This window comes from Streptacidiphilus cavernicola, from assembly GCF_042510955.1.
GTDB lineage: Bacteria > Actinomycetota > Actinomycetes > Streptomycetales > Streptomycetaceae > Streptacidiphilus > Streptacidiphilus cavernicola.
In genome coordinates, this window is the sequence record NZ_JBHFAB010000006.1 from 83487 (window position 1) to 103602 (window position 20116).

Sequence of the window (20116 nt, forward strand, 5' to 3'; positions counted from 1 at the left end):
CTTGTCTGCCGGACATCCCTGACCTTTCCCTGAGTCGACCCCGAGAAGGGGTCCCCGGCGGGCTCGAACTCCTTACCCTCATAGGCATGCAGACCAGCGACAGCGAGACCAAGAAGGACCTTCGGGCCGCGGTGCTGACCGCACAGGAACTCGGCCCCGACTACGAGGGTGAGATCCTGGACGGCTTCCTGCAGCGTCTGGACCAGCGGATCGACGCCCAGATCGCGGTGCGGGTGCGCCGCGAGCTCAGCCGGGGCCCGGCCGAGGCCCCGGCCCCCGCCGCCAGGGAGCGGCGCGGCTGGACCTCCAGCCCGTTCCAGTACGTCTCGCTGGTGGCGGCGATCCCGCTGTCCGCGATCGGCGCCAACCTGGCCCACACCCAGGGACTGGTGATCGCCTGGGCCGGGATCGTCGGCCTGAACGTCGTCCACGCCTACAGCCAGCGGCGGGAGCACCGGGAGCGGCGCGGCGACGACTTCTGACCGGTCCTCTTGCCGACCGGTCGTCACCGCACCGCCGACGGCTGGTCAGCGGACGGTCCGTCAGGCCAGCCGGCCGGTCACCGTCTCGACGGCCGCGACCAGGCCGCCGCCGGCCACGAAGGCCTCGGCCGCGTCCAGGTCCGGGGACAGGAAGCGGTCGGTGCCGGGGCCGCCGACGCCGGCCTCGCGGGCCGCGGCCAGGGCCGCCGCGGTGGCCGGTGCCAGCGGGCCGCTGCTGGTGCTCTGGCCTGCCTGGATGCAGCGGAGCTCCAACGCGCGGGCGGAGGCGGTCAGCTCCACCGCGAGGATCCGGGCCAGGTTGTCCACGGCCTGGCGCAGCTTGCGCGCGGCGGACCAGCCCATCGAGACGTGGTCCTCCTGCATCGCCGAGGAGGGGATGGAGTCCACCGAGGCCGGGACCGCGAGTCGCTTGTTCTCGCTGACCAGCGCCGCCTGGGTGTACTGGGCGATCATCAGTCCTGAGTCCAGGCCCGGGTCGTCGGCGAGGAACGGCGGCAGGCCGTGCGAGCGGTTCTTGTCCAGCAGCCGGTCGGTCCTGCGCTCGGCGATCGAGCCGAGGTCGGCGGCGGCGATGGCGAGGAAGTCCAGCACGTAGGCGACCGGGGCGCCGTGGAAGTTGCCGTTGGACTCGACCCGGCCGTCGGCCAGCACCACCGGGTTGTCCACGGCGGCGGCCAGCTCGCGGTCAGCGACCAGGGCGGCGTGGCTCAGCGTGTCCCGGCCCGCGCCCGCGACCTGCGGGGCGCAGCGGATCGAGTAGGCGTCCTGGACCCGGGGCGCGTCGTCCTGGTGGTGGCCGGTCAGGCCCGAACCCTCCAGCACCTTGAACATGTTGGCCGCGCTGGCGGCCTGGCCCGGGTGCGGGCGAATCGCGTGCAGCTCGGGCTGGAGCACCTTCTCGGTGCCGAGCAGCGCCTCCAGCGACATCGCGGCGGTGATGTCGGCGGTGGTGAACAGCCGGGCCAGGTCGGCGATGGCCATCACCAGCATGCCGAGCATGCCGTCGGTGCCGTTGATCAGGGCCAGGCCCTCCTTCTCGGCCAGCTCGACCGGCGTGATCCCGGCCTCGGCCAGCAGCTCACCGGCCGGACGGACCTCGCCGTCCGCGCCGTAGGCCAGGCCCTCGCCCATCAGGGTGAGCGCGCAGTGCGACAACGGGGCCAGGTCGCCGGAGCAGCCGAGCGAGCCGTACTCGCGGACCACCGGGGTGATGTCGGCGTTGAGGATCGCGGCCATGGTCTCGGCCACCAGGGGGCGCACGCCGGTGCGACCGGAGGAGAGGGTCTTCAGCCGCAGGAACATCAGCGCGCGGGTGACTTCGCGCTCGACCTGCGGGCCCATCCCCGCGGCGTGCGAGCGGACCAGCGAGCGCTGCAGCTGCGCCCGCAGCGGGCGCTCGATGTGCCGGACGGCGAGTGCGCCGAAGCCGGTGGAGACCCCGTACACCGGGCGGGGCTCGGCGGCCAGGGCGTCGATCCGGGAGCGGGAGCCCGCCATCTCGGCGAGCGCGTCGGCGGAGATCTCGATCCTGGCGTTGCCGCGGGCGACGGCGATGACGTCCGCCGCGGAGACATCGGCCTTGCCGACGACGACCTTGTGCATATCCATATGCATCATCAGATCAGGTGAATGCCGATATGACAACCAGCCTCGGGCGGATACCGTGGTCGGCATGGCACGTACCACCGAACGACGCCGGATAGTCCGACTCCAGGGCCGAACGAGCAGCGTGCGGCCGGACGCGCTCGCCGCCGAGGAGCCGCTGGAGATCCGGATCGGCGGCGAGCCGCTGACCGTCACCATGCGCACCCCCGGGCACGACTTCGACCTGGTGGCCGGCTTCCTGGTGAGCGAGGGCCTGGTCGCAGGCCCCGACCAGCTCACCGCGCTGCGCTACTGCGCCGGGACCGACGCCGACGGTCTCAACACCTACAACGTCATCGACGCGGCGCTGGCGGGCGGCGCCGCGGTGCCGGTCTCGCTGCACCGCAACCTGCTGACCTCCAGCGCCTGCGGGATCTGCGGGCGGGAGACGATCGAGTCGATCCGCGCCCGGGTCCCGCACGACCTCGCCGCGGACGGCCTGCGGATCACCGCCGACACCCTCTACGGCCTGCCGGACACCCTGCGGGCGGCGCAGAAGGTGTTCGACTCCACCGGCGGGCTGCACGCGGCGGGACTCTTCACCGCCGGCGGCGAACTGCTCTGCCTGCGCGAGGACGTGGGCCGCCACAACGCGGTCGACAAGGTCGTCGGCTGGGCCCTGCGCGAGGGACGGCTGCCGCTGACCGGCCAGGTCCTGATGGTCAGCGGCCGGGCCTCGTTCGAACTGACCCAGAAGGCGGCGATGGCCGGGCTGCCGCTGCTGGCCGCGGTCTCCGCCCCGTCCTCCCTCGCCGTCGACCTCGCCGCCGACCTCGGCCTCACCCTGGTCGGCTTCCTCCGCGACCACGGCGCCAACGTCTACAACGCCCCGGAGCGGATCACCGTCGACGGCTGACCGGTCCTCAGCCCGGCGGGGAGGCCGGGCCGGAGAGGGCGACCGCGACCAGGGAGCGCAGGGCCGGACCCAGGGCGGCGAAGGGGAGGGTGGACTCGTCGGCGAAGAGTTCGATCAGCCAGCCGCCGGCCGGGTTGTGGCCGCCGGCCGCCAGCACCGCGCGGTAGCCGCCGACCAGGAGCACCGCCTCCTCCGCCGGGTCGTTGCCGGGGACGCCGGTCCGCATGGTGAACGCGCCGCCGCGTACTGCCTGCGAGGTCAGCGGGTAGGAGCGCAGGTCGAACACCGCGTCGGGGGCGTCGTTGATGGCCCGTTGGATCTGCGCCCGGACGCTGGCCGGGCCGCGGGTCATCCGGCGGACGCCGTAGTGGGCGGTGCGCATCCGCTCGGTGCCGGGCGGGACGTAGGAGATCCACCAGGAGACGGCGTCCAGCAGCCGGGCCGCCGTCTCGGCGACCAACTCCAACCGGCCCAGGCTGTCGCCGGGGTGGACCCGGCGCGGCGGCTGCTCCTCGTCGAGGGCGCCGATCACCGCCGCGAGCAGCAGTCCGGGATCGGCGCTGTGCCGGGCCCCGCGGAACCGCCGCCGCTCGTTCTTCCGGCCGCGCAGGTCCGCCCGGCCGTCCAGCGTGCCCTCGGCCAGCCGCACCGTCGGATCCGGCAGCTGCCCGCGGCCGGCCACCACCGGCTGCGCCGCCTCCCCCGCCTTGGCCCGGTACTGCGCCGCGTCCGCCAGCCGGAACAGCCGGTCGGCCGTGGTCACCGGGCCGATCGGGTCGCCGGTCGAGGCCACCCCGCAGGCCACGCCGTCGCCCTGGTCCAGCGTCAGCGCCTGGGCGCACAGCTCCTCGGCGACCCGGACCACGTCGTCGGCCGGGGAGCCCTCGGCGACCAGGCAGAACTCGTCCCCGCCGAGCCGTCCGGCGACGCTGCCCGGCAGCAGCGCCCCGCACAGCGACAGCTGGTTGGCGAATCGTTCCAGCAGCTGGTCGCCGACCTCGTGGCCCTTCTCGTCGTTCACCCGCTTCAACCCGTTGACGTCGCAGACCACCAGCGACACCACCGTCCCGTCGCGCCGGTGCGCCTCCAGCGCCGCGTCGAGCCGGGCGTCGATCGCCCTGCGGTTCGCCAGACCGGTCAGCGGGTCGGTGAAGGCCAGCCGGCGCACCTCCTCCAACTGCTCGCTCTGCGCCAGCCCGGCCGAGATCTGGGCCGCGAGCACGGTGGCGAAGGCGGCGTCGTCCGGGCTGAACACCGGCGCGCCCTGCTGCCGGGCCAGGTACAGCTCGCCCCAGGCCCGGCCGCGCAGCAGGATCGGCGCGACCAGGCAGCAGCCCCGGCCGCGGCGGCGCAGCGAGGCCGCGCGCTCCCGGCAGGCCGCGCCGTCGGCGTCGTCGTCCACACTCTGCAGCCAGGCCCGGGGCAGGCCGTCCACGCTCCACGGGTCGCCCTGGCCCTTCTGCGCCAGGAACCGGGCGATCTCCGGGTAGTCGGCCACCGGGTAGGACTCGTCCTCCGGCAGCTCCTCCTCGCCGGGGGCCAGCAGGCCGTTGTTGACCAGGACCCGCAGCCGTCCGGTGTCCCGCTCCCAGACCGAGACCGCGCCCATGTCGGCGTCCAGCGCCTCCCGCGCCCGCCGGGCGGCGACCTGCACCGCCTCGATCCGTGACTGCGCCGCGGACATCGCCTGGGCGAGTCCGACCACCGCCCGCAACCGCGCGTCCGCTCCCTGCACGCCCTGGCCACCTTCCCGCACGCGGCCCCGACTGACCGTCGGTCACCAGCCTAGGGACAATCCGGACACAACGCCGGATTCCACGACGTCGCCACGCGGCCGGGGCCGTACCCCGGGGGATCAGCCGCCGGCGTAACCGGGTTTGCGGCTCAGCAGCCACGGCTCGACCAGGCCGAGCCCGCGCACCGGCCGCCGCCACATCGGCTGCAGCCCGAACCGGTACGCGGCGTCCGACTCGTCCAGCACCACCGCCCGGTCCTCCGGGTCCAGCCCCACCGAGGCCACTGCGGACAGCGCGTCGGCCGCGCCCGGCGGCAGCCCCAGCGCGCCGCCCGCGCCGGACGGCGCGACCGCGCCCTCCCGCTCCAGCGCGCCCGCCATCTCGCCGTCCACCAGCACCGCGTCCTTGGGGGCGATCGAGGTCAGCCGGCTGGCCAGGTTCACCGTGGTGCCGAAGACGTCGCCCATCCGGGTGGTCACCGCGCCGAAGGCCATGCCGACCCGCAGGGCCGGCATGGTGTCCTCCTTGCTGAGCGTCTCCACCAGGGCGAGGCCGATCTCGGCGGCGGTCCCGGCGTCCTCGGAGACGTAGAGGATCTCGTCGCCCAGGGTCTTCACCAGCCGGCCGCCGCGCCCGGCCACGATGTCGGCGCAGGTGATCTCGAAGTTCTCGACCAGCTCGCCCAGCTCCTCGTCCTCCAGGCGGCGCGACAGCCGGGTGAAGCCGACCAGGTCGGCGAAGCCGACGGCGAGCCGCCCGCTCTGCATGTCGACGTCCTCGGCGGCCTGGACCACGCGGCCGGTCACCGCGGCCAGCTGGCGCCGCCAGACGTACACCAGGAACTGCTCCAGCTCCGGCAGCAGCAGCTCCACCAGCGGGTAGGCGACCTCGGAGCGGGACAGGCCGGGCTCGGCCGAGGAGGTCAGGTTCTCCAGGAAGGTGTCGATCTGCCACTCGGCCAGCCGGGCCGTGGTCTGCCCGGTGGACCGGGCCACCTGGATCGCCATCGGCTCGCTCAGCAGCCCGGCCTCGACCAGGCCGGCCAGCCGGCGCAGCGCGATCACGTCCGCGTCGGTCAGCGCCCGCGACTGGCCGATGTCGGCGAAGCCCATGGCCCGCCAGAAGCGCGAGGCCAGCTCCATCGACACGCCCGCGGCGCGGGCCGCCTGGAACGGGGTGTACTGGCGCTCGGAGTCCAGGATCAGCCGCTCCAGCGCGAGCGGCACCGAGTCGGGAGCGGAGGCCTCCGGCGCGGACTCGGCGGCGCCGGACCGGGGGTCGTCCCCGTCGGCGTCGTCGGACGGTCCGTCCCCGACTGCTCCTGCCATCCGGTCCTCGTCGCCCACCTGTCCACCCTCGCGCTCACGCCCTGTGGCCTTGCTCACACCACCGCCCGCACGAATCCTCGCACGGAATCCCCCGGATCGAGTCATCCCGCCCCCGCTCAGGGCACCTCGGGGCGGCCTACCCCTGCCCCCTGACGTGGACCACGTCGCCCGCGCCGACCGCGGTGGTCCCGCCCTCGTCGTCGGCCACCACCAGTCTCCCGTCCCCGTCCACCCCGGTCGCCTCGCCCTCCAGCACCCGGTCGCCGGGCAGCTCGACCCGCACCCGGCGGCCCAGCGTCGCGCACTGCGCCTGGTACGCCGCGCGCAGGCCGCTGAGCTCCGGGTCGCCCTCCCCGGCGACCCACTCGCCGTACAGCTCGTCGAAGCCGCGCAGCAGCGCCCGCAGCAGCGTCTCCCGGTCGGTCACCGCCGCGCCGGCCAGCAGCAGCGACCCTGCGCCCGGCACCGGCAGCTCCTCCGCCCGCAGGCTGACGTTGAGGCCGATCCCGACCACCACCGCGTCCCCGGCCAGCTCCGCCAGGATGCCGCCGAGCTTGCGCTCCTCCGCCCCCACCGTCACCAGCAGGTCGTTGGGCCACTTCAGCCGCACCTCGGTCTCCGCCGCGCGGCCCAGCGCTGACCCGGCGGCGACCCCGACCAGCAGCGGCAGCCAGCCCCAGCGGTGCTTCGGCACCTCCGGCCGGAGCAGCATCGACAGGAAGATCCCGGACCGGGCCGGCGCGGTCCAGCTCCGGGCCAGCCGTCCGCGCCCCGCCGTCTGCTCCTCGGCGACCAGCACCGTTCCTGCGGCCAGGCCGCCTGCCGCGGCGGCGACCAGGTCGCTGTTGGTGGAGCCGGTCTCCGGCACCACCCGCACCGAGGTCCACAGCCCGCCGGGCCGCAGCACTGCCCGCTCCAGCGCCGCCCCGCGCAGCGGCGGGCGGTCCAGGTCACTCCAGGGAGAGAAAGTCATGTCACCAACCCTATGACCCCGGTCACTCCCCGTATCCGCCATACGCCGGTCATGACTACGCTACTCAACGGAAACCTCACCCGTTGGTGCCGGCGGAGCTGCTGGCACTACCCCCTTCTCTGACGGGAGTCGCGCCGGATGTCCCACGCCGAAATCGCCAATGAGGGCGCGGCCAGTCACACCACCGCCGGCAAGATCGCCGACCTGCGGCGGCGACTCGACGAAGCCACCCACTCCGGCTCCGCCCGCGCCATCGAGAAGCAGCACGCCAAGGGCAAGCTGACCGCCCGCGAGCGGGTGGCGCTGCTGCTGGACGAGGGCTCGTTCGTCGAGTTCGACGAGTTCGCCCGGCACCGCTCCACCAACTTCGGCCAGGAGCGCACCCGCCCCTACGGCGACGGCGTGGTCACCGGCTACGGCACCGTGGACGGCCGTCAGGTCGCGGTGTTCGCCCAGGACTTCACCGTCTTCGGCGGCTCCCTCGGCGAGGTCTTCGGCGAGAAGATCGTCAAGGTGATGGACTTCGCACTGAAGACCGGCTGCCCGATGATCGGCATCAACGACTCCGGCGGCGCCCGGATCCAGGAGGGCGTGGCCTCGCTCGGCCTCTACGGCGAGATCTTCCGGCGCAATGTGCTGGCCTCCGGCGTGATCCCGCAGATCTCGCTGATCATGGGCCCCTGCGCCGGCGGCGCGGTCTACTCCCCCGCGATCACCGACTTCGTGGTGATGGCCGACCAGACCTCGCACATGTTCATCACCGGGCCCGACGTGATCAAGACCGTCACCGGCGAGGACGTCGGCATGGAGGAGCTGGGCGGCGCCCGCGCCCACAACTCCAAGTCCGGCGTGGCGCACCACCTGGCCTCGGACGAGAAGGAGGCGGTGGACTACGTCAAGGCGCTGCTCTCCTACCTGCCCTCCAACAACCTGGAGGAGCCTCCGGCCTTCCCCGAGGAGGCCGACCTCGCGACCGGCCCGCTGGACCTGGAGCTGGACGGGATCGTCCCCGACTCGGCCAACCAGCCCTACGACATGATCAAGGTCGTCGGCCACGTCCTGGACGACGGCGAGTTCCTGGAGACCCAGTCGCTGTTCGCGCCGAACATGGTCACCGGCTTCGGCCGGGTCGAGGGCCACGCCGTCGGCGTGGTCGCCAACCAGCCGATGCAGTTCGCCGGCTGCCTGGACATCGACGCCTCGGAGAAGGCCGCCCGCTTCGTCCGCACCTGCGACGCCTTCAACATCCCGGTGCTGACCTTCGTGGACGTCCCCGGCTTCCTGCCCGGCACCGGCCAGGAGTGGGACGGCATCATCCGCCGCGGCGCCAAGCTGATCTACGCCTACGCCGAGGCCACCGTCCCGCTGATCACCGTGATCACCCGCAAGGCCTTCGGCGGGGCCTACGACGTGATGGGCTCCAAGCACCTCGGCGCCGACCTCAACCTGGCCTGGCCCACCGCCCAGATCGCGGTGATGGGCGCCCAGGGCGCCGTCAACATCCTGCACCGCGCCGACCTCGCCGCCGCCGAGGACAAGGACGCCCGCCGGGCCGAACTCATCGAGGCCTACGAGGACACCCTGCTCAACCCCTACGTCGCGGCCGAACGCGGCTACATCGACGCGGTGGTGCTGCCGTCGGAGACCCGGCAGCACATCGTCAGGGGGCTGCGCGCGCTGCGCAACAAGCGTGAGACCCTGCCGCCCAAGAAGCACGGCAACATCCCCCTGTAAGGAGAAGCCATGCCCCCGATCAAGGTCCTGCACGGCCGCCCCAGCCCGGAGGAACTGGCCGCCGTCCTGGCGGTGGTCTCGGCCCGAGCGGCGGCCAACGCCGCCCGAGTCGCCGACGACGCCCCCGCCGCCGCCTGGTCCTCCCGGGCCCGCGCGCTGCGGATCCGGCGGCCCGGTCCGACCGCCTGGCGCACCTCGGCCTGGGCCCGCTGAGCGCCCGGAACGCCGGTACCCGGGAACCGCTGCTACCCGAGCCCCGTCCCGTGAAATCTGAGTACCCGTACTCAGGCGCGGGACGGGGTTCCGCCGCAGGCTGGGAAGCGTGCTGTGGTCCGACCCCGTCGACGAGACCGTGCAGGAGAAGCGCCGGCTGAACGCGCTCCTGCGCCGCGCGGGGCTGCTCATCGCCGCCTTCGCGATCCTGCTGCTGGTCCTGGTGACGGCCTGACTGACGGCCTGACCGCCGGACGGACGGCCGGACCGCGGGCGGACCTGGCTAGGCTTCCGGTATGACCCTCCCGCTGATCCTCGCCTCCGCCTCCCCCGCCCGCCTCGGCCTGCTCCGGCAGGCCGGCTTCGCCCCCGAGGTGGTCGTCAGCGGCGTGGACGAGGACGCCCTCAGCGCCGCCACCCCCGGCGCCCTCGCGCTGCTCCTCGCCGAGGCCAAGGCCCGCACCGTGGCCGCGCGGACCGACGCCCCGGCGCTGGTGGTCGGCTGCGACTCGGTGCTCGACCTGGACGGCGAGGCGCTCGGCAAGCCCGCCGACGCCGCCGAGGCGCTGGCCCGCTGGCAGGCGATGCGCGGCCGGAGCGGGGTGCTGGAGACCGGCCACTGCGTGATCGACACCAGGACCGGGCGGCAGGCCTCCGCCACCGCCTCCACCACCGTCCGCTTCGGCACCCCCACCGACACCGAGATCGCCGCCTACATCGCCACCGGCGAACCGCTGCACGTCGCCGGGGCGTTCACACTTGACGGCAGGTCAGCCCCCTTCGTCGACGGCGTCGACGGCAGCCACGGCAATGTCATCGGCCTCTCGCTGCCGCTGCTCCGCACCCTGCTCCTGGAACTGGGCGTCAGCATCACCGACCTCTGGGCCTGACCCTCCGTCGCCCCCTACTCTGGAGGCCTCAGCGGAGGGGGAACAGATGAGCGACGGGCTGCTCAACGTCATCCTGGGCGTCGTGTCCAGCGCGATCAGCGCCGGCGCCGCCTGGGCGCTGCAGTCTGCCCTGCGCCGCCGCAGACTGAACCGCACCCGGGAGTTCTTCGGCCTCCCCAGGGGCTCCGAGTGCCTGCTGGTGGTCCCGCACAAGGCCGGGGTGACCGTGGACCGCACGGTCGGCCAGCGGGACGCCTACGCCCTGATGGAACTCGCCGCCCTGGTCCGCGAGTGCGGCGCCGAGGCCGAGATCGTCGCCCACAACGAGGTGCACCAGGGCATCGGCGGCAAGGCCGAGTTCTGCATCGGCGGCCCGGCCGCCAACGACCGGATGGCCGCCCACCTGCGCTGGCGGCTCCCCGGCGTGGCGATCACTACCGAGTGGGACGAGACCGGCCTGAACCAACTGCTCATCGGCGACCAGGTGCACCTGCGCGAGAAGGGCAGGGCCGACTACGTGGCGCTGGGCCGGATCGTCGCCGGACAGGGCGAGCGGCCGACCTTCCTGGTCTGCGGCCAGACCGCGACCTCCAACCTCGCCGCGGTGCGCTACCTGACCCGGCACCACCACGAGCTGATGCGGCGGTACTCCACCGACACGACCTTCTGCCTGCTGCTCCGGGTGGTCCAGGCCGACGCCTACGGGGCCGACGTGGTCGAGCTGGTCGGCGACGTCACCGGGCCGGCGTCGGCGCCGCGTCCGGCTGCGCCGGTCCCAGCTGAATCAGCAGCACCAGGAAGCCCAGCGTGACGATCAGCACCACGAACGCGAGCACCCCGGACAGCGCCAGCGTCACCGCCGCGAGCAGCGCGTGCAGCACCGCACAGACAATCAGCAGAATCCTTGTGGGCCGCCCCATGGCACGCCTGCGGGCGCCCGTGAAAGCCAGCAGCAGCGCCACCAGCACCAGGAACCCGGCCAGGGCGCCCAGTCCGACCCACACCCCGAGGGCCATCCCGCTCGGCGCCAGCCCGGCCAGGGACATGTTCTGCCGCTTGATGCCGAGGCCCAGCACCAGCGCCAGAACGGTGGTCACCAGTGCTTCCAGCAACAGCAGCAGAGCCGCTCCGAAGGCCGCCCAGATTCTCATGTCGGCACCTTACTGATGAGTAGCCATGCGCGGAAGGCCTGTGCCGCACAACCCTTCCTCAAGAGGCCCGGCGTACCGTGGGCACAGGGAATCACCCTCCGTGTGGGCAAGGTCACCACCGGACCCGGCTCACCAAGTACCCCCCGTACTCCATAAACTCATCCACGGTTCAAGAAGGGAGCCATTGTGCGCAAGGTGCTCATCGCCAACCGCGGAGAGATCGCAGTCCGCGTCGCCCGGGCCTGTCGTGACGCGGGTATCTCCAGCGTCGCCGTATACGCCGAACCGGACCGGGACGCGCTGCATGTCCGCGCAGCCGACGAGGCCTTCGCCCTCGGTGGCGACACCCCGGCTACCAGCTATCTCGACATCGCCAAGGTACTCAAGGCGGCCGAGGACTCCGGCGCCGACGCGATCCACCCCGGCTACGGCTTCCTCTCCGAGAACGCCGAGTTCGCCCAGGCCGTCCTGGACGCCGGGCTGACCTGGATCGGTCCGCCGCCGCAAGCCATCCGCGACCTCGGTGACAAGGTGGCGGCCCGTCACATCGCCCAGCGGGCCGGGGCCCCCCTGGTGGCCGGCACCCCGGACCCGGTCTCCGGACCGGACGAGGTCGTCGCCTTCGCCCGGGAGCACGGCCTGCCGATCGCCATCAAGGCGGCCTTCGGCGGCGGTGGCCGCGGCCTCAAGGTCGCCCGCAACCTGGACGAGGTCCCCGAGCTGTACGACTCCGCGGTCCGCGAGGCGGTGGCCGCCTTCGGCCGCGGCGAGTGCTTCGTCGAGCGCTACCTGGACCAGCCGCGGCACGTCGAGACCCAGTGCCTGGCCGACACCCACGGCAACGTCGTGATCGTCAGCACCCGCGACTGCTCGCTGCAGCGGCGGCACCAGAAGCTGGTGGAGGAGGCCCCTGCCCCCTTCCTCACCGACGCGCAGAACGAGCAGCTCTACAGCGCCTCCAAGGCCATCCTCAAGGAGGCCGGCTACGTCGGCGCCGGCACCTGCGAGTTCCTGGTCGCCAACGACGGCACGATTTCCTTCCTGGAGGTCAACACCCGGCTCCAGGTGGAGCACCCGGTGACCGAGGAGGTCACCGGCATCGACCTGGTCCGCGAGCAGTTCCGGATCGCCGACGGCGAGGCGCTCGGCTACGACGACCCGCCGGCCCGCGGCCACTCCTTCGAGTTCCGGATCAACGGCGAGGACCCGGGCCGCGGCTTCCTCCCCGCCCCCGGCACGGTCACCCGCTTCGTCCCGCCGACCGGTCCCGGCGTGCGCCTGGACAGCGGCGTGGAGAGCGGCAGCGTGATCGGCCCGGCCTGGGACTCGCTGCTGGCCAAGCTGATCGTCACCGGCGCGAACAGGACCCAGGCGCTCCAGCGCGCGGCCCGCGCGCTGGCCGAGTTCCAGGTCGAGGGCATGGCCACGGCCATCCCGTTCCACCGCGCCGTGGTGGTCGACCCGGCCTTCACCGGCGATCCTTTCAGCATCTACACCCGCTGGATCGAGACCGACTTCGTCAACACCATCCCGCCGTTCGTCCCGACCGGTGCGGACACCGACGAGCCGGACACCCGCGAGACGGTCGTGGTCGAGGTCGGCGGCAAGCGGATCGAGGTCTCGCTCCCGGCGAACCTGGCGACCTCCTCCGCCGCCAAGCCCACCGCCAAGTCCAAGCGCCGGGCCACCGCCTCGAAGTCCAACTCCGCGGCGTCCGGCGACACCCTGGCCTCGCCGATGCAGGGCACCATCGTCAAGATCAACGTCGAGGAGGGCCAGGTCGTCGCCGCGGGCGAGCTGATCGTCGTCCTCGAAGCCATGAAGATGGAGCAGCCGCTGAACGCGCACAAGGCCGGCACCGTGGTCGGCCTCACCGCGGCCATCGGCGCGACCGTCACCTCCGGCGCGGCGATCTGCGAGATCAAGGACTGACCCGCCCTCGCCCCCGCCTCCTCCTCGGAGGGGGCGGGGCGACCGCGGCGACGGAGACCCCGGCCGGGCCTACGCCCGGCTGACGCCCCGTGCGGCCACCGCGCGGCGCTGCCCGGGGAAGGGCATCCCGCCGGCCGCGGCCCCCGCGCCCAGCGGCGGGGTCGGCAGGCCCGCGCCCTGACCCGCCTGTGCCACGCACACCTGCACCCCGTGGTCGGCCAGGGCGTCCAACTCCTGTGCCGCCACCTCGGAGACGCCGGACTGCTCGTCCGTCACCAGGCAGGTGATCCGCTCGGTCGCCACCGTGCGGAACATGGTGTCGGAGCCGAGCTTGCTGTGGTCGGCCAGCACCACCACCTCCGCCGCCGCGGCCACCAGCGCCCGGTCGACGCTCGCCGACAGCATGTTGGTGGTGGACAGGCCCCGCTCCGCGGTCAGCCCGCTGCCGGAGACGAAGGCCCGGTTCACCCGCAGCCCCTGCAGCGACTGCTCGGCCCCGCTGCCCACCAGCGCGGAGTTGGAGCCGCGGAGGGTCCCCCCGGTCATCACCACCTCCACCCGGTTCGCCTGCGCCAGCGCCTGGGCGACCAGCAGCGAGTTGGTGACCACGGTCAGCCCGGAGATCCGGGACAGCCTGCGCGCGAACTCCTGGGTGGTGGTCCCCGCGCCGATCACGATCGCGTCCCCCTCGGTGACCATCGTGGCGGCCAGGTCGGCGATCGCGGCCTTCTCGGCCGGGGAGAGCTGCGGCTTCTGCGGGTATCCCGATTCTCTGGTGAGACCCCCGGGGAGCACCGCTCCGCCGTGCCTGCGGTCCAGGAGGCCTTCGGCCTCCAGCACGCGGACGTCACGACGGACCGTCACTTCGGAGGTCTGGACGACGCGGGCGAGCTCCCGGAGCGAGACGGCTCCATTGGCGCGCACCATTTCGAGGATCAATTGGCGACGTTCTGCTGCGAACACAAAACAGACGGTAACGTGCATGACCATCTGCTTTCAGGCGTTTGCCCTTAGTAGTCGAAGTTGTCCGCCACCGGCCAGCGCGCACCCTTACAATGCGCGCCGTCCCGCGATTCCCACGCCCCCGCGAACTCCGGCTCACGCCCCCGCCGCGGTCTCCCGCTTCCGGATGTGCAGCTGGCGGGCCGCCTCGGCGATCGACCCGGAGACCGACGGGTACACCGTGAACGCGCTGGCCACCTGCTCCACCGTCAGGTTGTTGTCCACCGCCAGCGAGATCGGGTGGATCAGCTCGCTGGCCCGCGGCGCGACCACCACCCCGCCCACCACGATGCCGGTGCCCGGACGGCAGAACAGCTTCACGAAGCCGTCCCTGATGCCCTGCATCTTGGCCCGCGGATTGCCGCGCAGCGGCAGCTTCACGCAGACCGCGTCCATTTTCCCGCACTCGACGTCGGCCGCGCTGTAACCCACCGTGGCGATCTCGGGATCGGTGAAGACGTTGGAGGCCACCGTCTTCAGGTTCAGCGGCTGCACCGCGTCCCCCAGCGCGTGGTACATCGCGATCCGGCCCTGCATCGCGGCCACCGACGCCAGCATGAACACCCCGGTGCAGTCACCGGCCGCGTACACCCCGGGCGCGGTGGTCCGAGAGACCCGGTCCACCTTCACCTGGCCGCCCTCGGTCAGGGTGACCCCGGCGCCCTCAAGGCCCATTCCGGCGGTGTTGGGGATCGACCCGACCGCCACCAGGCAGTGCGACCCGGTGATCACCCGTCCGTCGGACAGCGCCACCTCGACCTTGTCGCCGACCCGCCGCACCGACTCCGCGCGGGAGCGCGACATCACGTTCATCCCGCGCCGCCGGAACACGTCCTCCAGCACGGTCGCGGCGTCCGGGTCCTCGCCCGGCAGCACCCGGTCCCGGCTGGAGACCAGCGTCACCCGCGAGCCCAGCGCCTGGTACGCGCCGGCGAACTCCGCGCCGGTGACACCGGAGCCGACCACGATCAGCTCGTCCGGCAGCTCGTCCAGGTCGTACACCTGGGTCCAGTTGAGGATCCGCTCGCCGTCCGGCGCCGCGTCCGGCAGCTCGCGCGGGTGCGTGCCGGTGGCGATCAGCACCGCGTCGGCGCGCAGCTCCCGGGTGCCGCCCTCGGCGAGGTCGACGACCACGCCGCGCGAGCCGTCCACGCCCTGCCCGCCCTCGGCGAGCCGTCCGGAGCCGCGCAGCAGGGTGACCCCGGCCCGGGTGACCGACTGGGTGATGTCGTGCGACTGGGCCACGGCGAGCCGCTTCACCCGTCGGTTGACCTTGCCCAGGTCCACGCCCACCACCCGGGCGCCCGCCTGCGGCCCCTCGGCGCCGACCCTGATCCCCAACTCCTCGTAGGAGCTGTCGAAGCTGGTCATCACCTCGGCCGTGGCGATCAGGGTCTTGGACGGCACACAGTCCGTCAGCACCGCCGCGCCGCCGAGGCCGTCGCGGTCCACGACGGTCACCTCCGCGCCGAGGTCGGCGGCGACGAGCGCCGCCTCGTATCCGCCAGGTCCGCCGCCGATGATCACTATCCGAGTCACATACACCATTGTCCCGCACCTTCGACCCCGCACGACACCGGGCTGGACCGTCCGGAGTCCGCCGCCTGGCACGACTCCCGTACGCTGTGACGCATGTCGCTCTACGCCGCCTACGCCAGCAACCTCGACGCACGGCAGATGAGCCGCCGGGCCCCGGCCTCACCGCTGCGCTGCACCGGCTGGCTGGACGGCTGGCGGCTGACCTTCGGCGGCGAGCAGTTCGGCTGGGAGGGCTCGATCGCCACGGTGGTCGAGGACGAGAAGGACCAGGTCTTCGTCGGCCTCTACGACATCGCCCCCGGCGACGAGGCGGGTCTGGACCGCTGGGAGGGCCTGCCGCTGGGCTTCTACCGCAAGATGAAGGTCCGGGTGCACACCCTGGAGGGCGACCTGACCGCCTGGACCTACGTCCTCAACGACTACGAGGGCGGCCTGCCCTCGGCCCGCTACCTCGGCATCATCGCCGACGCCGCGGAGTCGGCCGGCGCCCCGCACGACTACGTGATGGAGCTCCGCAAGCGCCCCTGCTAGCCGAGCTGGCCAAGGTAGACCCGGGCCGCCGCGATCGGCTGCTGGGCGACGGTCAGCGGCGAGGCGTCGTTGACGCTCCAGCGGTGCCCGGCGAACAGCTTGGTGACCGGGTCCGCGTAGAAGACCATGTGCCCGTAGCCGACCCCGGTGTTCGTCTGCAGGTCGACGTCGGGATCGGTGTAGACGTAGCGGGTGTCCGGGTAGGCCTGGTAGTCCGCGAGACTGCCGGTCGGCGGGTTCTTCGGCTCGCCGTGCGGGGTGTCGGTGCAGTCGACCACCTCGAAGACGTAGGGCACCGCACCCGCGCCGACCTGCGCGTCCACGCCGGAGGCGAAGGCCGCCTTGCGCTTGCGGATCATCACGATGTGGCCGCTGTACGTGCCGTTCGGGTTGTTGTAGTCGATGGCGACCAGGTCGCCCGGCCTGAGGTTGACCGGCTTGGTGACCGCGGTGAGGTTCAGGATGGCGGCCGCGTCGGCGAAGCCGGTCCGGAACTCGGCGGCGTCCGGGTAGCGCTTCGAGGTGTCGGTCGAGGCGGGGAAGAAGTTGTCCTTGAAGTAGGCGGGCGTGGCCCACCCGTACCCGGTCCCGGCTCCGTAGGCCCGCTCCAGCACCAGGGTCTGGAACGAGGCGCACTGGGCCAGCACCCGGTACGACGCCGGGTTCCCGGGGGTGCCCCAGGTCACCACGGTCGACTGCCCGTCGAACGCGGGTATCGACTTGTACTGGTTCAGCAGGTCGCCGGGGGCGGTGTTGAGCAGGTAGTCGACGATCTGCTCGGCCTCGATCTGGTGCGGCAGCTTGGCGACGTACGGATCGGCCGCCGGGGCGGTGTCCGCGGCGGCGGGCCCGGCGGCGGCGCCGACCGCGGTCGCGGCGAGGGCCGCCCCGGCGCCGGTGGTCATCAGACGGCGGCGGCTCAGGCCGGGACGGTTCACAGGTGGCTCCTGGTCGGATCAGGGGAAGGGCGGTCGGCGGCGGTCGGGCGCCGCGCCGTCCGCGGAGCATACGAGACGGCCGTCCCGGGCGGATCGGCCGCCCACGATCAAGGGGCTCCGGCGCCGTTTTCGGCGGGCAATCGGAGGACCGTACAAGGCCGGGCGACACGCATGCCGGAAATGTCATCCGTTCGTTCTTCTACGCGCGTAGGACAAACGGATATCCTCAGTCCTGTGAACGCATCCCCTCAGCCGGTCGCCGCCGCTGACACCAGCAGCAGGACCGCCGACGACACGCCCGCCGACCCGTACTCGCCGTACGCCGCCGCCAAGGAGGCCGCCGCCGCGCTGCGCGCCCTCACCGGCGTGGAGAACCACGACGTCGCGCTGGTGATGGGATCGGGATGGGTCCCGGCCGCCGACGAACTCGGCGAGCCCGAGCACGAGTTCCCGATCACCGCGCTGCCCGGCTTCGCCCCGCCCGCCGTGGCCGGGCACTCCGGCCTGGTCCGCTCGATCACCGTCGGCGGCACCCGCGCCCTGGTCTTCCTCGGCCGCACCCACTTCTACGAGGGCCACGGCGTCGCCGCCGTCGCCCACGGCGTCCGCACCGCCGTCGCCGCGGGCTGCCGCACGGTCGTGCTGACCAACGGCTGCGGCGGGCTCCGGGAGGGCATGGCGCCCGGGCAGCCGGTGCTGATCAGCGACCACGTCAACCTGACCGCGGCCTCGCCGATCGTCGGCGCCAACTTCATCGACCTCACCGACCTCTACTCCTCGCGGCTGCGCGCCCTGTGCCGGGAGATCGACCCGAGCCTGGAGGAGGGCGTCTACGTCCAGTTCACCGGCCCGCACTACGAGACCCCGGCCGAGATCGCCATGGTCCGCGCCATCGGCGGCGACCTGGTCGGCATGTCCACCACGCTGGAGGCGATCGCCGCCCGCGAGGCCGGCGCCGAGGTGCTCGGCCTGTCCCTGGTCACCAACCTGGCCGCGGGCATCACCGGCGAGCCGCTGAACCACGCCGAGGTGCTGGAGGCGGGCCGCGCCTCCGCCACCCGGATGGGCGCGCTGCTCGCCAAGGTCCTCGAACGGATCTGACCCCGACCCACCCGTCTGCCCGACCCATGGCATCCGCCGCCCTCCGCGGCGGGTGCCATGCTCGTCGTACGGCCCCGACGCCCGCTGAGCACCCCTCAGAAACGCCTGAGTACCGCCGAGACCCCAGAGACAGAACGGACCACGCGATGAAGCCGACCGCCGCCATCGACCTGCTGGCGCAGGCCCGCGCCTGGCTCGCCGAGGACCCCGACCCGGACACCCGCGCCGAGCTGACCGCCCTGCTCGCCGCCGCCGAGGGCGAGGCCGACGAGCAGCACGCGCGGGCCTGGTCCGAGCTGGCCTCGCGCTTCTCCGGGACGCTGCAGTTCGGCACCGCCGGGCTGCGCGGCGAGATGGGCGCGGGCCCGATGCGGATGAACCGCGCCGTGGTGATCCGCGCCGCGGCCGGGCTGGCCGCCCACCTCAAGCGGGAGGCCGCGCACGGCCTGGTGGTGATCGGCTACGACGCCCGGCACAAGTCGTACGAGTTCGCCCGGGACACGGCCGCGGTGATGGTCGGCGCGGGCCTCAGCGCCGCGCTGCTGCCGGGACCGCTGCCCACCCCGGTGCTGGCCTTCGCGGTCCGGCACCTGGACGCGGCGGCCGGGGTGATGGTCACCGCCAGCCACAACCCGCCCCGCGACAACGGCTACAAGGTGTACCTGGGCGGCGCGTTGGAGGGCTCGCAGATCGTCCCGCCGTACGACGCGGCGATCGCCGCGCGGATCGCCGAGGTCGGCGCGCTGGAGCAGGTGCCGCTGGCCACCGAGGGCTGGGAGCTGCTGGCCGAGGCCGAGATCCTGGAGCCCTACCTGGCCCGCGCCGCCGCGCTGGTGGATCCGCACGCGCCGCGCGACCTGTCCGTGGTCTACACCCCGCTGCACGGGGTCGGCCGGGACACCCTGCTCGCCGCGTTCAAGCGGGCCGGCTTCCCCACCCCGAGCACGGTCGCCGCGCAGGGCGACCCGGACCCGGACTTCCCCACCGTCGGCTTCCCCAACCCGGAGGAACCGGGCGCGATGGACCTGGCCTTCCGGGCCGCCGCCACGCTCGGCCCCGACATCGTGCTCGCCAACGACCCCGACGCGGACCGGCTCGCGGTCGCCGTCCCGGACCCGGCCGCGGACTCCGGCTGGCGGATGCTGCGCGGGGACGAGGTCGGCGCGCTGATCGCCGAGCACCTGGTCGGCCGGCGTGCCGCCGGGACCTTCGCCACCACCATCGTCTCCTCCTCGCTGCTGTCCCGGATCGCGGCGTCGGCGGGGCTCGGCTACGCCGAGACGCTGACCGGCTTCAAGTGGATCTCCCGTGCGGAGGGGCTGCGCTACGGCTACGAGGAGGCGCTGGGCTACTGCGTCGACCCGGACGCGGTCCGCGACAAGGACGGCGTCAGCGCCGCGCTCGCGGTGGCCGAACTGGCGGCGGACCTCAAGGCCTCCGGCCGGACCCTGTCCGACCTGCTGGACGACCTGGCGGTCACGCACGGCCTGCACGCCACCGAGCAGCTCTCGGTCCGGGTCGCCGACCTGCGGCTGATCGCCGACGCGATGGCCCGGCTGCGGGCTCGGCCGCCGGCCGAGCTGGCCGGGCTGCGGGTGGACTCGGTCGAGGACCTGGAGCAGGGCGGGGCCGGGCTGCCGCCCACGGACGGGCTCCGCTACCGGCTCAGCGGCGGGGCGGTGGACGCGGCCCGGGTGGTGGTGCGCCCGTCCGGGACCGAGCCCAAGCTGAAGTGCTACCTGGAGGTGGTGGTCCCGGTCGGCACCGCGGACGCCCTCAGCCGGGCGAGGGCAACGGCGGACGAGCTGCTGGCAGCCCTCAAACACGACCTCGCGGCAGCGGGCGGGTTCTGACGCACGGTCGGATCCGGCGGGAGCCGACCCGGCGTCGACGGAGCGGGACGGCGCGGCGCGGCTGTGCTGCCGCGGCCGGGGCCCCGGGGGCGGGCACGTGGGCGGCGGTGCGGGGTCGCGGTGCGGCGGTGGCGGGGGCGGCGGGTGCGTGCTGTCGGGGTGGCGTTGCGGGGTCGCGGTGCGGTGGTGGCG

General features: G+C 73.4%; 19 protein-coding genes. 11 read left to right on the top strand and 8 right to left on the bottom strand.

Annotated elements, in window-relative coordinates:
• Positions 1 to 86 precede the first annotated feature (86 nt).
• Positions 87 to 482, top strand: coding sequence for a hypothetical protein (locus ACEZDE_RS10105; protein ID WP_380534721.1), 396 nt, complete (start codon positions 87 to 89; stop codon positions 480 to 482).
• 60 nt (positions 483 to 542) lie between these two features.
• Here the strand turns inward: ACEZDE_RS10105 and hutH are convergent, their stop codons facing one another.
• Positions 543 to 2105: a histidine ammonia-lyase gene (hutH, locus tag ACEZDE_RS10110; protein WP_380535123.1), complete on the bottom strand. Its 1563-nt coding sequence runs from the start codon at positions 2103 to 2105 to the stop codon at positions 543 to 545.
• Positions 2106 to 2175: 70 nt separating this feature from the next.
• On the opposite strand from hutH, the gene fdhD reads away from it, so the two are divergent.
• Positions 2176 to 3003 carry a formate dehydrogenase accessory sulfurtransferase FdhD gene (gene fdhD, locus ACEZDE_RS10115; RefSeq protein WP_380534723.1) on the top strand — a complete coding sequence of 276 codons (828 nt, stop codon included), beginning with the start codon at positions 2176 to 2178 and terminating at the stop codon, positions 3001 to 3003.
• A gap of 7 nt (positions 3004 to 3010) precedes the next feature.
• Here fdhD and ACEZDE_RS10120 read toward each other — a convergent pair whose 3' ends face one another.
• The 3 genes from ACEZDE_RS10120 to ACEZDE_RS10130 form a co-directional block, all read right to left on the bottom strand.
• Complete coding sequence (locus tag ACEZDE_RS10120) at positions 3011 to 4738, bottom strand: GGDEF domain-containing protein (RefSeq protein WP_380534725.1); 1728 nt, start codon at positions 4736 to 4738, stop codon at positions 3011 to 3013.
• Positions 4739 to 4858: 120 nt separating this feature from the next.
• A complete protein-coding gene (locus ACEZDE_RS10125; RefSeq protein WP_380534727.1) occupies positions 4859 to 6067 on the bottom strand; it encodes an adenylate/guanylate cyclase domain-containing protein in 1209 nt (402 codons plus the stop codon).
• Positions 6068 to 6203: 136 nt separating this feature from the next.
• Positions 6204 to 7040 (bottom strand): biotin--[acetyl-CoA-carboxylase] ligase, encoded by an 837-nt coding sequence (locus ACEZDE_RS10130; protein ID WP_380534729.1) that lies wholly within the window; start codon positions 7038 to 7040, stop codon positions 6204 to 6206.
• 138 nt (positions 7041 to 7178) lie between these two features.
• Here ACEZDE_RS10130 and ACEZDE_RS10135 point away from each other — a divergent pair, with 138 nt between their 5' ends.
• From ACEZDE_RS10135 to ACEZDE_RS10155, 5 genes are all read left to right on the top strand, one after another.
• On the top strand, positions 7179 to 8774 hold the full coding sequence (locus ACEZDE_RS10135; protein WP_380534732.1) for an acyl-CoA carboxylase subunit beta: 1596 nt from the start codon (positions 7179 to 7181) through the stop codon (positions 8772 to 8774).
• Positions 8775 to 8783: 9 nt separating this feature from the next.
• Complete coding sequence (locus ACEZDE_RS10140) at positions 8784 to 8987, top strand: acyl-CoA carboxylase epsilon subunit (RefSeq protein ID WP_380534734.1); 204 nt, start codon at positions 8784 to 8786, stop codon at positions 8985 to 8987.
• 109 nt (positions 8988 to 9096) lie between these two features.
• Positions 9097 to 9222, top strand: a complete 126-nt coding sequence (mmpB, locus tag ACEZDE_RS10145; protein ID WP_380534735.1) for a morphogenic membrane protein MmpB — start codon at positions 9097 to 9099, stop codon at positions 9220 to 9222.
• Between the two features lie 61 nt (positions 9223 to 9283).
• Entirely contained in the window at positions 9284 to 9877 is a 594-nt protein-coding gene (locus tag ACEZDE_RS10150; RefSeq protein ID WP_380534737.1) for a nucleoside triphosphate pyrophosphatase, read from the top strand.
• A 46-nt stretch (positions 9878 to 9923) separates the two neighbouring features.
• Positions 9924 to 10688, top strand: a complete 765-nt coding sequence (locus ACEZDE_RS10155) for a hypothetical protein (RefSeq protein WP_380534740.1) — start codon at positions 9924 to 9926, stop codon at positions 10686 to 10688.
• Here the strand turns inward: ACEZDE_RS10155 and ACEZDE_RS10160 are convergent.
• On the bottom strand, positions 10612 to 11028 hold the full coding sequence (locus tag ACEZDE_RS10160; RefSeq protein ID WP_380534742.1) for a hypothetical protein: 417 nt from the start codon (positions 11026 to 11028) through the stop codon (positions 10612 to 10614). The genes ACEZDE_RS10155 and ACEZDE_RS10160 overlap by 77 nt on opposite strands.
• Positions 11029 to 11214: 186 nt before the next feature.
• Here ACEZDE_RS10160 and ACEZDE_RS10165 point away from each other — a divergent pair, with 186 nt between their 5' ends.
• Complete coding sequence (locus tag ACEZDE_RS10165) at positions 11215 to 12960, top strand: acetyl/propionyl/methylcrotonyl-CoA carboxylase subunit alpha (RefSeq protein WP_380534744.1); 1746 nt, start codon at positions 11215 to 11217, stop codon at positions 12958 to 12960.
• Between the two features lie 69 nt (positions 12961 to 13029).
• Here ACEZDE_RS10165 and ACEZDE_RS10170 read toward each other — a convergent pair whose 3' ends face one another.
• Both ACEZDE_RS10170 and ACEZDE_RS10175 read right to left on the bottom strand, forming a co-directional pair.
• Complete coding sequence (locus ACEZDE_RS10170; RefSeq protein WP_380535126.1) at positions 13030 to 13887, bottom strand: DeoR/GlpR family DNA-binding transcription regulator; 858 nt, start codon at positions 13885 to 13887, stop codon at positions 13030 to 13032.
• 171 nt (positions 13888 to 14058) lie between these two features.
• On the bottom strand, positions 14059 to 15510 hold the full coding sequence (locus ACEZDE_RS10175) for an NAD(P)H-quinone dehydrogenase (protein ID WP_380534746.1): 1452 nt from the start codon (positions 15508 to 15510) through the stop codon (positions 14059 to 14061).
• An 84-nt stretch (positions 15511 to 15594) separates the two neighbouring features.
• Between ACEZDE_RS10175 and ACEZDE_RS10180 the strand changes: the two genes are divergently transcribed.
• Positions 15595 to 16032, top strand: a complete 438-nt coding sequence (locus ACEZDE_RS10180) for a gamma-glutamylcyclotransferase (RefSeq protein WP_380534748.1) — start codon at positions 15595 to 15597, stop codon at positions 16030 to 16032.
• On the opposite strand, the gene ACEZDE_RS10185 is transcribed toward ACEZDE_RS10180, so the two are convergent.
• The gene (locus tag ACEZDE_RS10185) at positions 16029 to 16970 is read right to left on the bottom strand and encodes a hypothetical protein (protein WP_380534750.1); all 942 of its coding nucleotides are present in this window, start codon (positions 16968 to 16970) and stop codon (positions 16029 to 16031) included. The two genes, ACEZDE_RS10180 and ACEZDE_RS10185, sit on opposite strands and share 4 nt — an antisense overlap.
• Before the next feature lie 234 nt (positions 16971 to 17204).
• On the opposite strand from ACEZDE_RS10185, the gene ACEZDE_RS10190 reads away from it, so the two are divergent.
• Positions 17205 to 18071, top strand: a complete 867-nt coding sequence (locus ACEZDE_RS10190) for a purine-nucleoside phosphorylase (RefSeq protein ID WP_380534753.1) — start codon at positions 17205 to 17207, stop codon at positions 18069 to 18071.
• Positions 18072 to 18217: 146 nt separating this feature from the next.
• Positions 18218 to 19924, top strand: coding sequence for a phospho-sugar mutase (locus ACEZDE_RS10195; protein ID WP_380534755.1), 1707 nt, complete (start codon positions 18218 to 18220; stop codon positions 19922 to 19924).
• Positions 19925 to 20116 lie beyond the last annotated feature (192 nt).

Coding starts and splice junctions, on each gene's coding strand:
- ACEZDE_RS10105 (WP_380534721.1), top strand. CDS start 87: ATGCAGACCAGCGACAGCGAGACCAAGAAGGACCTTCGGGCCGCGGTG.
- hutH (WP_380535123.1), bottom strand. CDS start 2,105: ATGCACAAGGTCGTCGTCGGCAAGGCCGATGTCTCCGCGGCGGACGTC.
- fdhD (WP_380534723.1), top strand. CDS start 2,176: ATGGCACGTACCACCGAACGACGCCGGATAGTCCGACTCCAGGGCCGA.
- ACEZDE_RS10125 (WP_380534727.1), bottom strand. CDS start 6,067: ATGGCAGGAGCAGTCGGGGACGGACCGTCCGACGACGCCGACGGGGAC.
- ACEZDE_RS10130 (WP_380534729.1), bottom strand. CDS start 7,040: ATGACTTTCTCTCCCTGGAGTGACCTGGACCGCCCGCCGCTGCGCGGG.
- ACEZDE_RS10135 (WP_380534732.1), top strand. CDS start 7,179: ATGTCCCACGCCGAAATCGCCAATGAGGGCGCGGCCAGTCACACCACC.
- ACEZDE_RS10140 (WP_380534734.1), top strand. CDS start 8,784: ATGCCCCCGATCAAGGTCCTGCACGGCCGCCCCAGCCCGGAGGAACTG.
- ACEZDE_RS10150 (WP_380534737.1), top strand. CDS start 9,284: ATGACCCTCCCGCTGATCCTCGCCTCCGCCTCCCCCGCCCGCCTCGGC.
- ACEZDE_RS10155 (WP_380534740.1), top strand. CDS start 9,924: ATGAGCGACGGGCTGCTCAACGTCATCCTGGGCGTCGTGTCCAGCGCG.
- ACEZDE_RS10160 (WP_380534742.1), bottom strand. CDS start 11,028: ATGAGAATCTGGGCGGCCTTCGGAGCGGCTCTGCTGCTGTTGCTGGAA.
- ACEZDE_RS10170 (WP_380535126.1), bottom strand. CDS start 13,887: ATGGTGCGCGCCAATGGAGCCGTCTCGCTCCGGGAGCTCGCCCGCGTC.
- ACEZDE_RS10175 (WP_380534746.1), bottom strand. CDS start 15,510: ATGGTGTATGTGACTCGGATAGTGATCATCGGCGGCGGACCTGGCGGA.
- ACEZDE_RS10180 (WP_380534748.1), top strand. CDS start 15,595: ATGTCGCTCTACGCCGCCTACGCCAGCAACCTCGACGCACGGCAGATG.
- ACEZDE_RS10195 (WP_380534755.1), top strand. CDS start 18,218: ATGAAGCCGACCGCCGCCATCGACCTGCTGGCGCAGGCCCGCGCCTGG.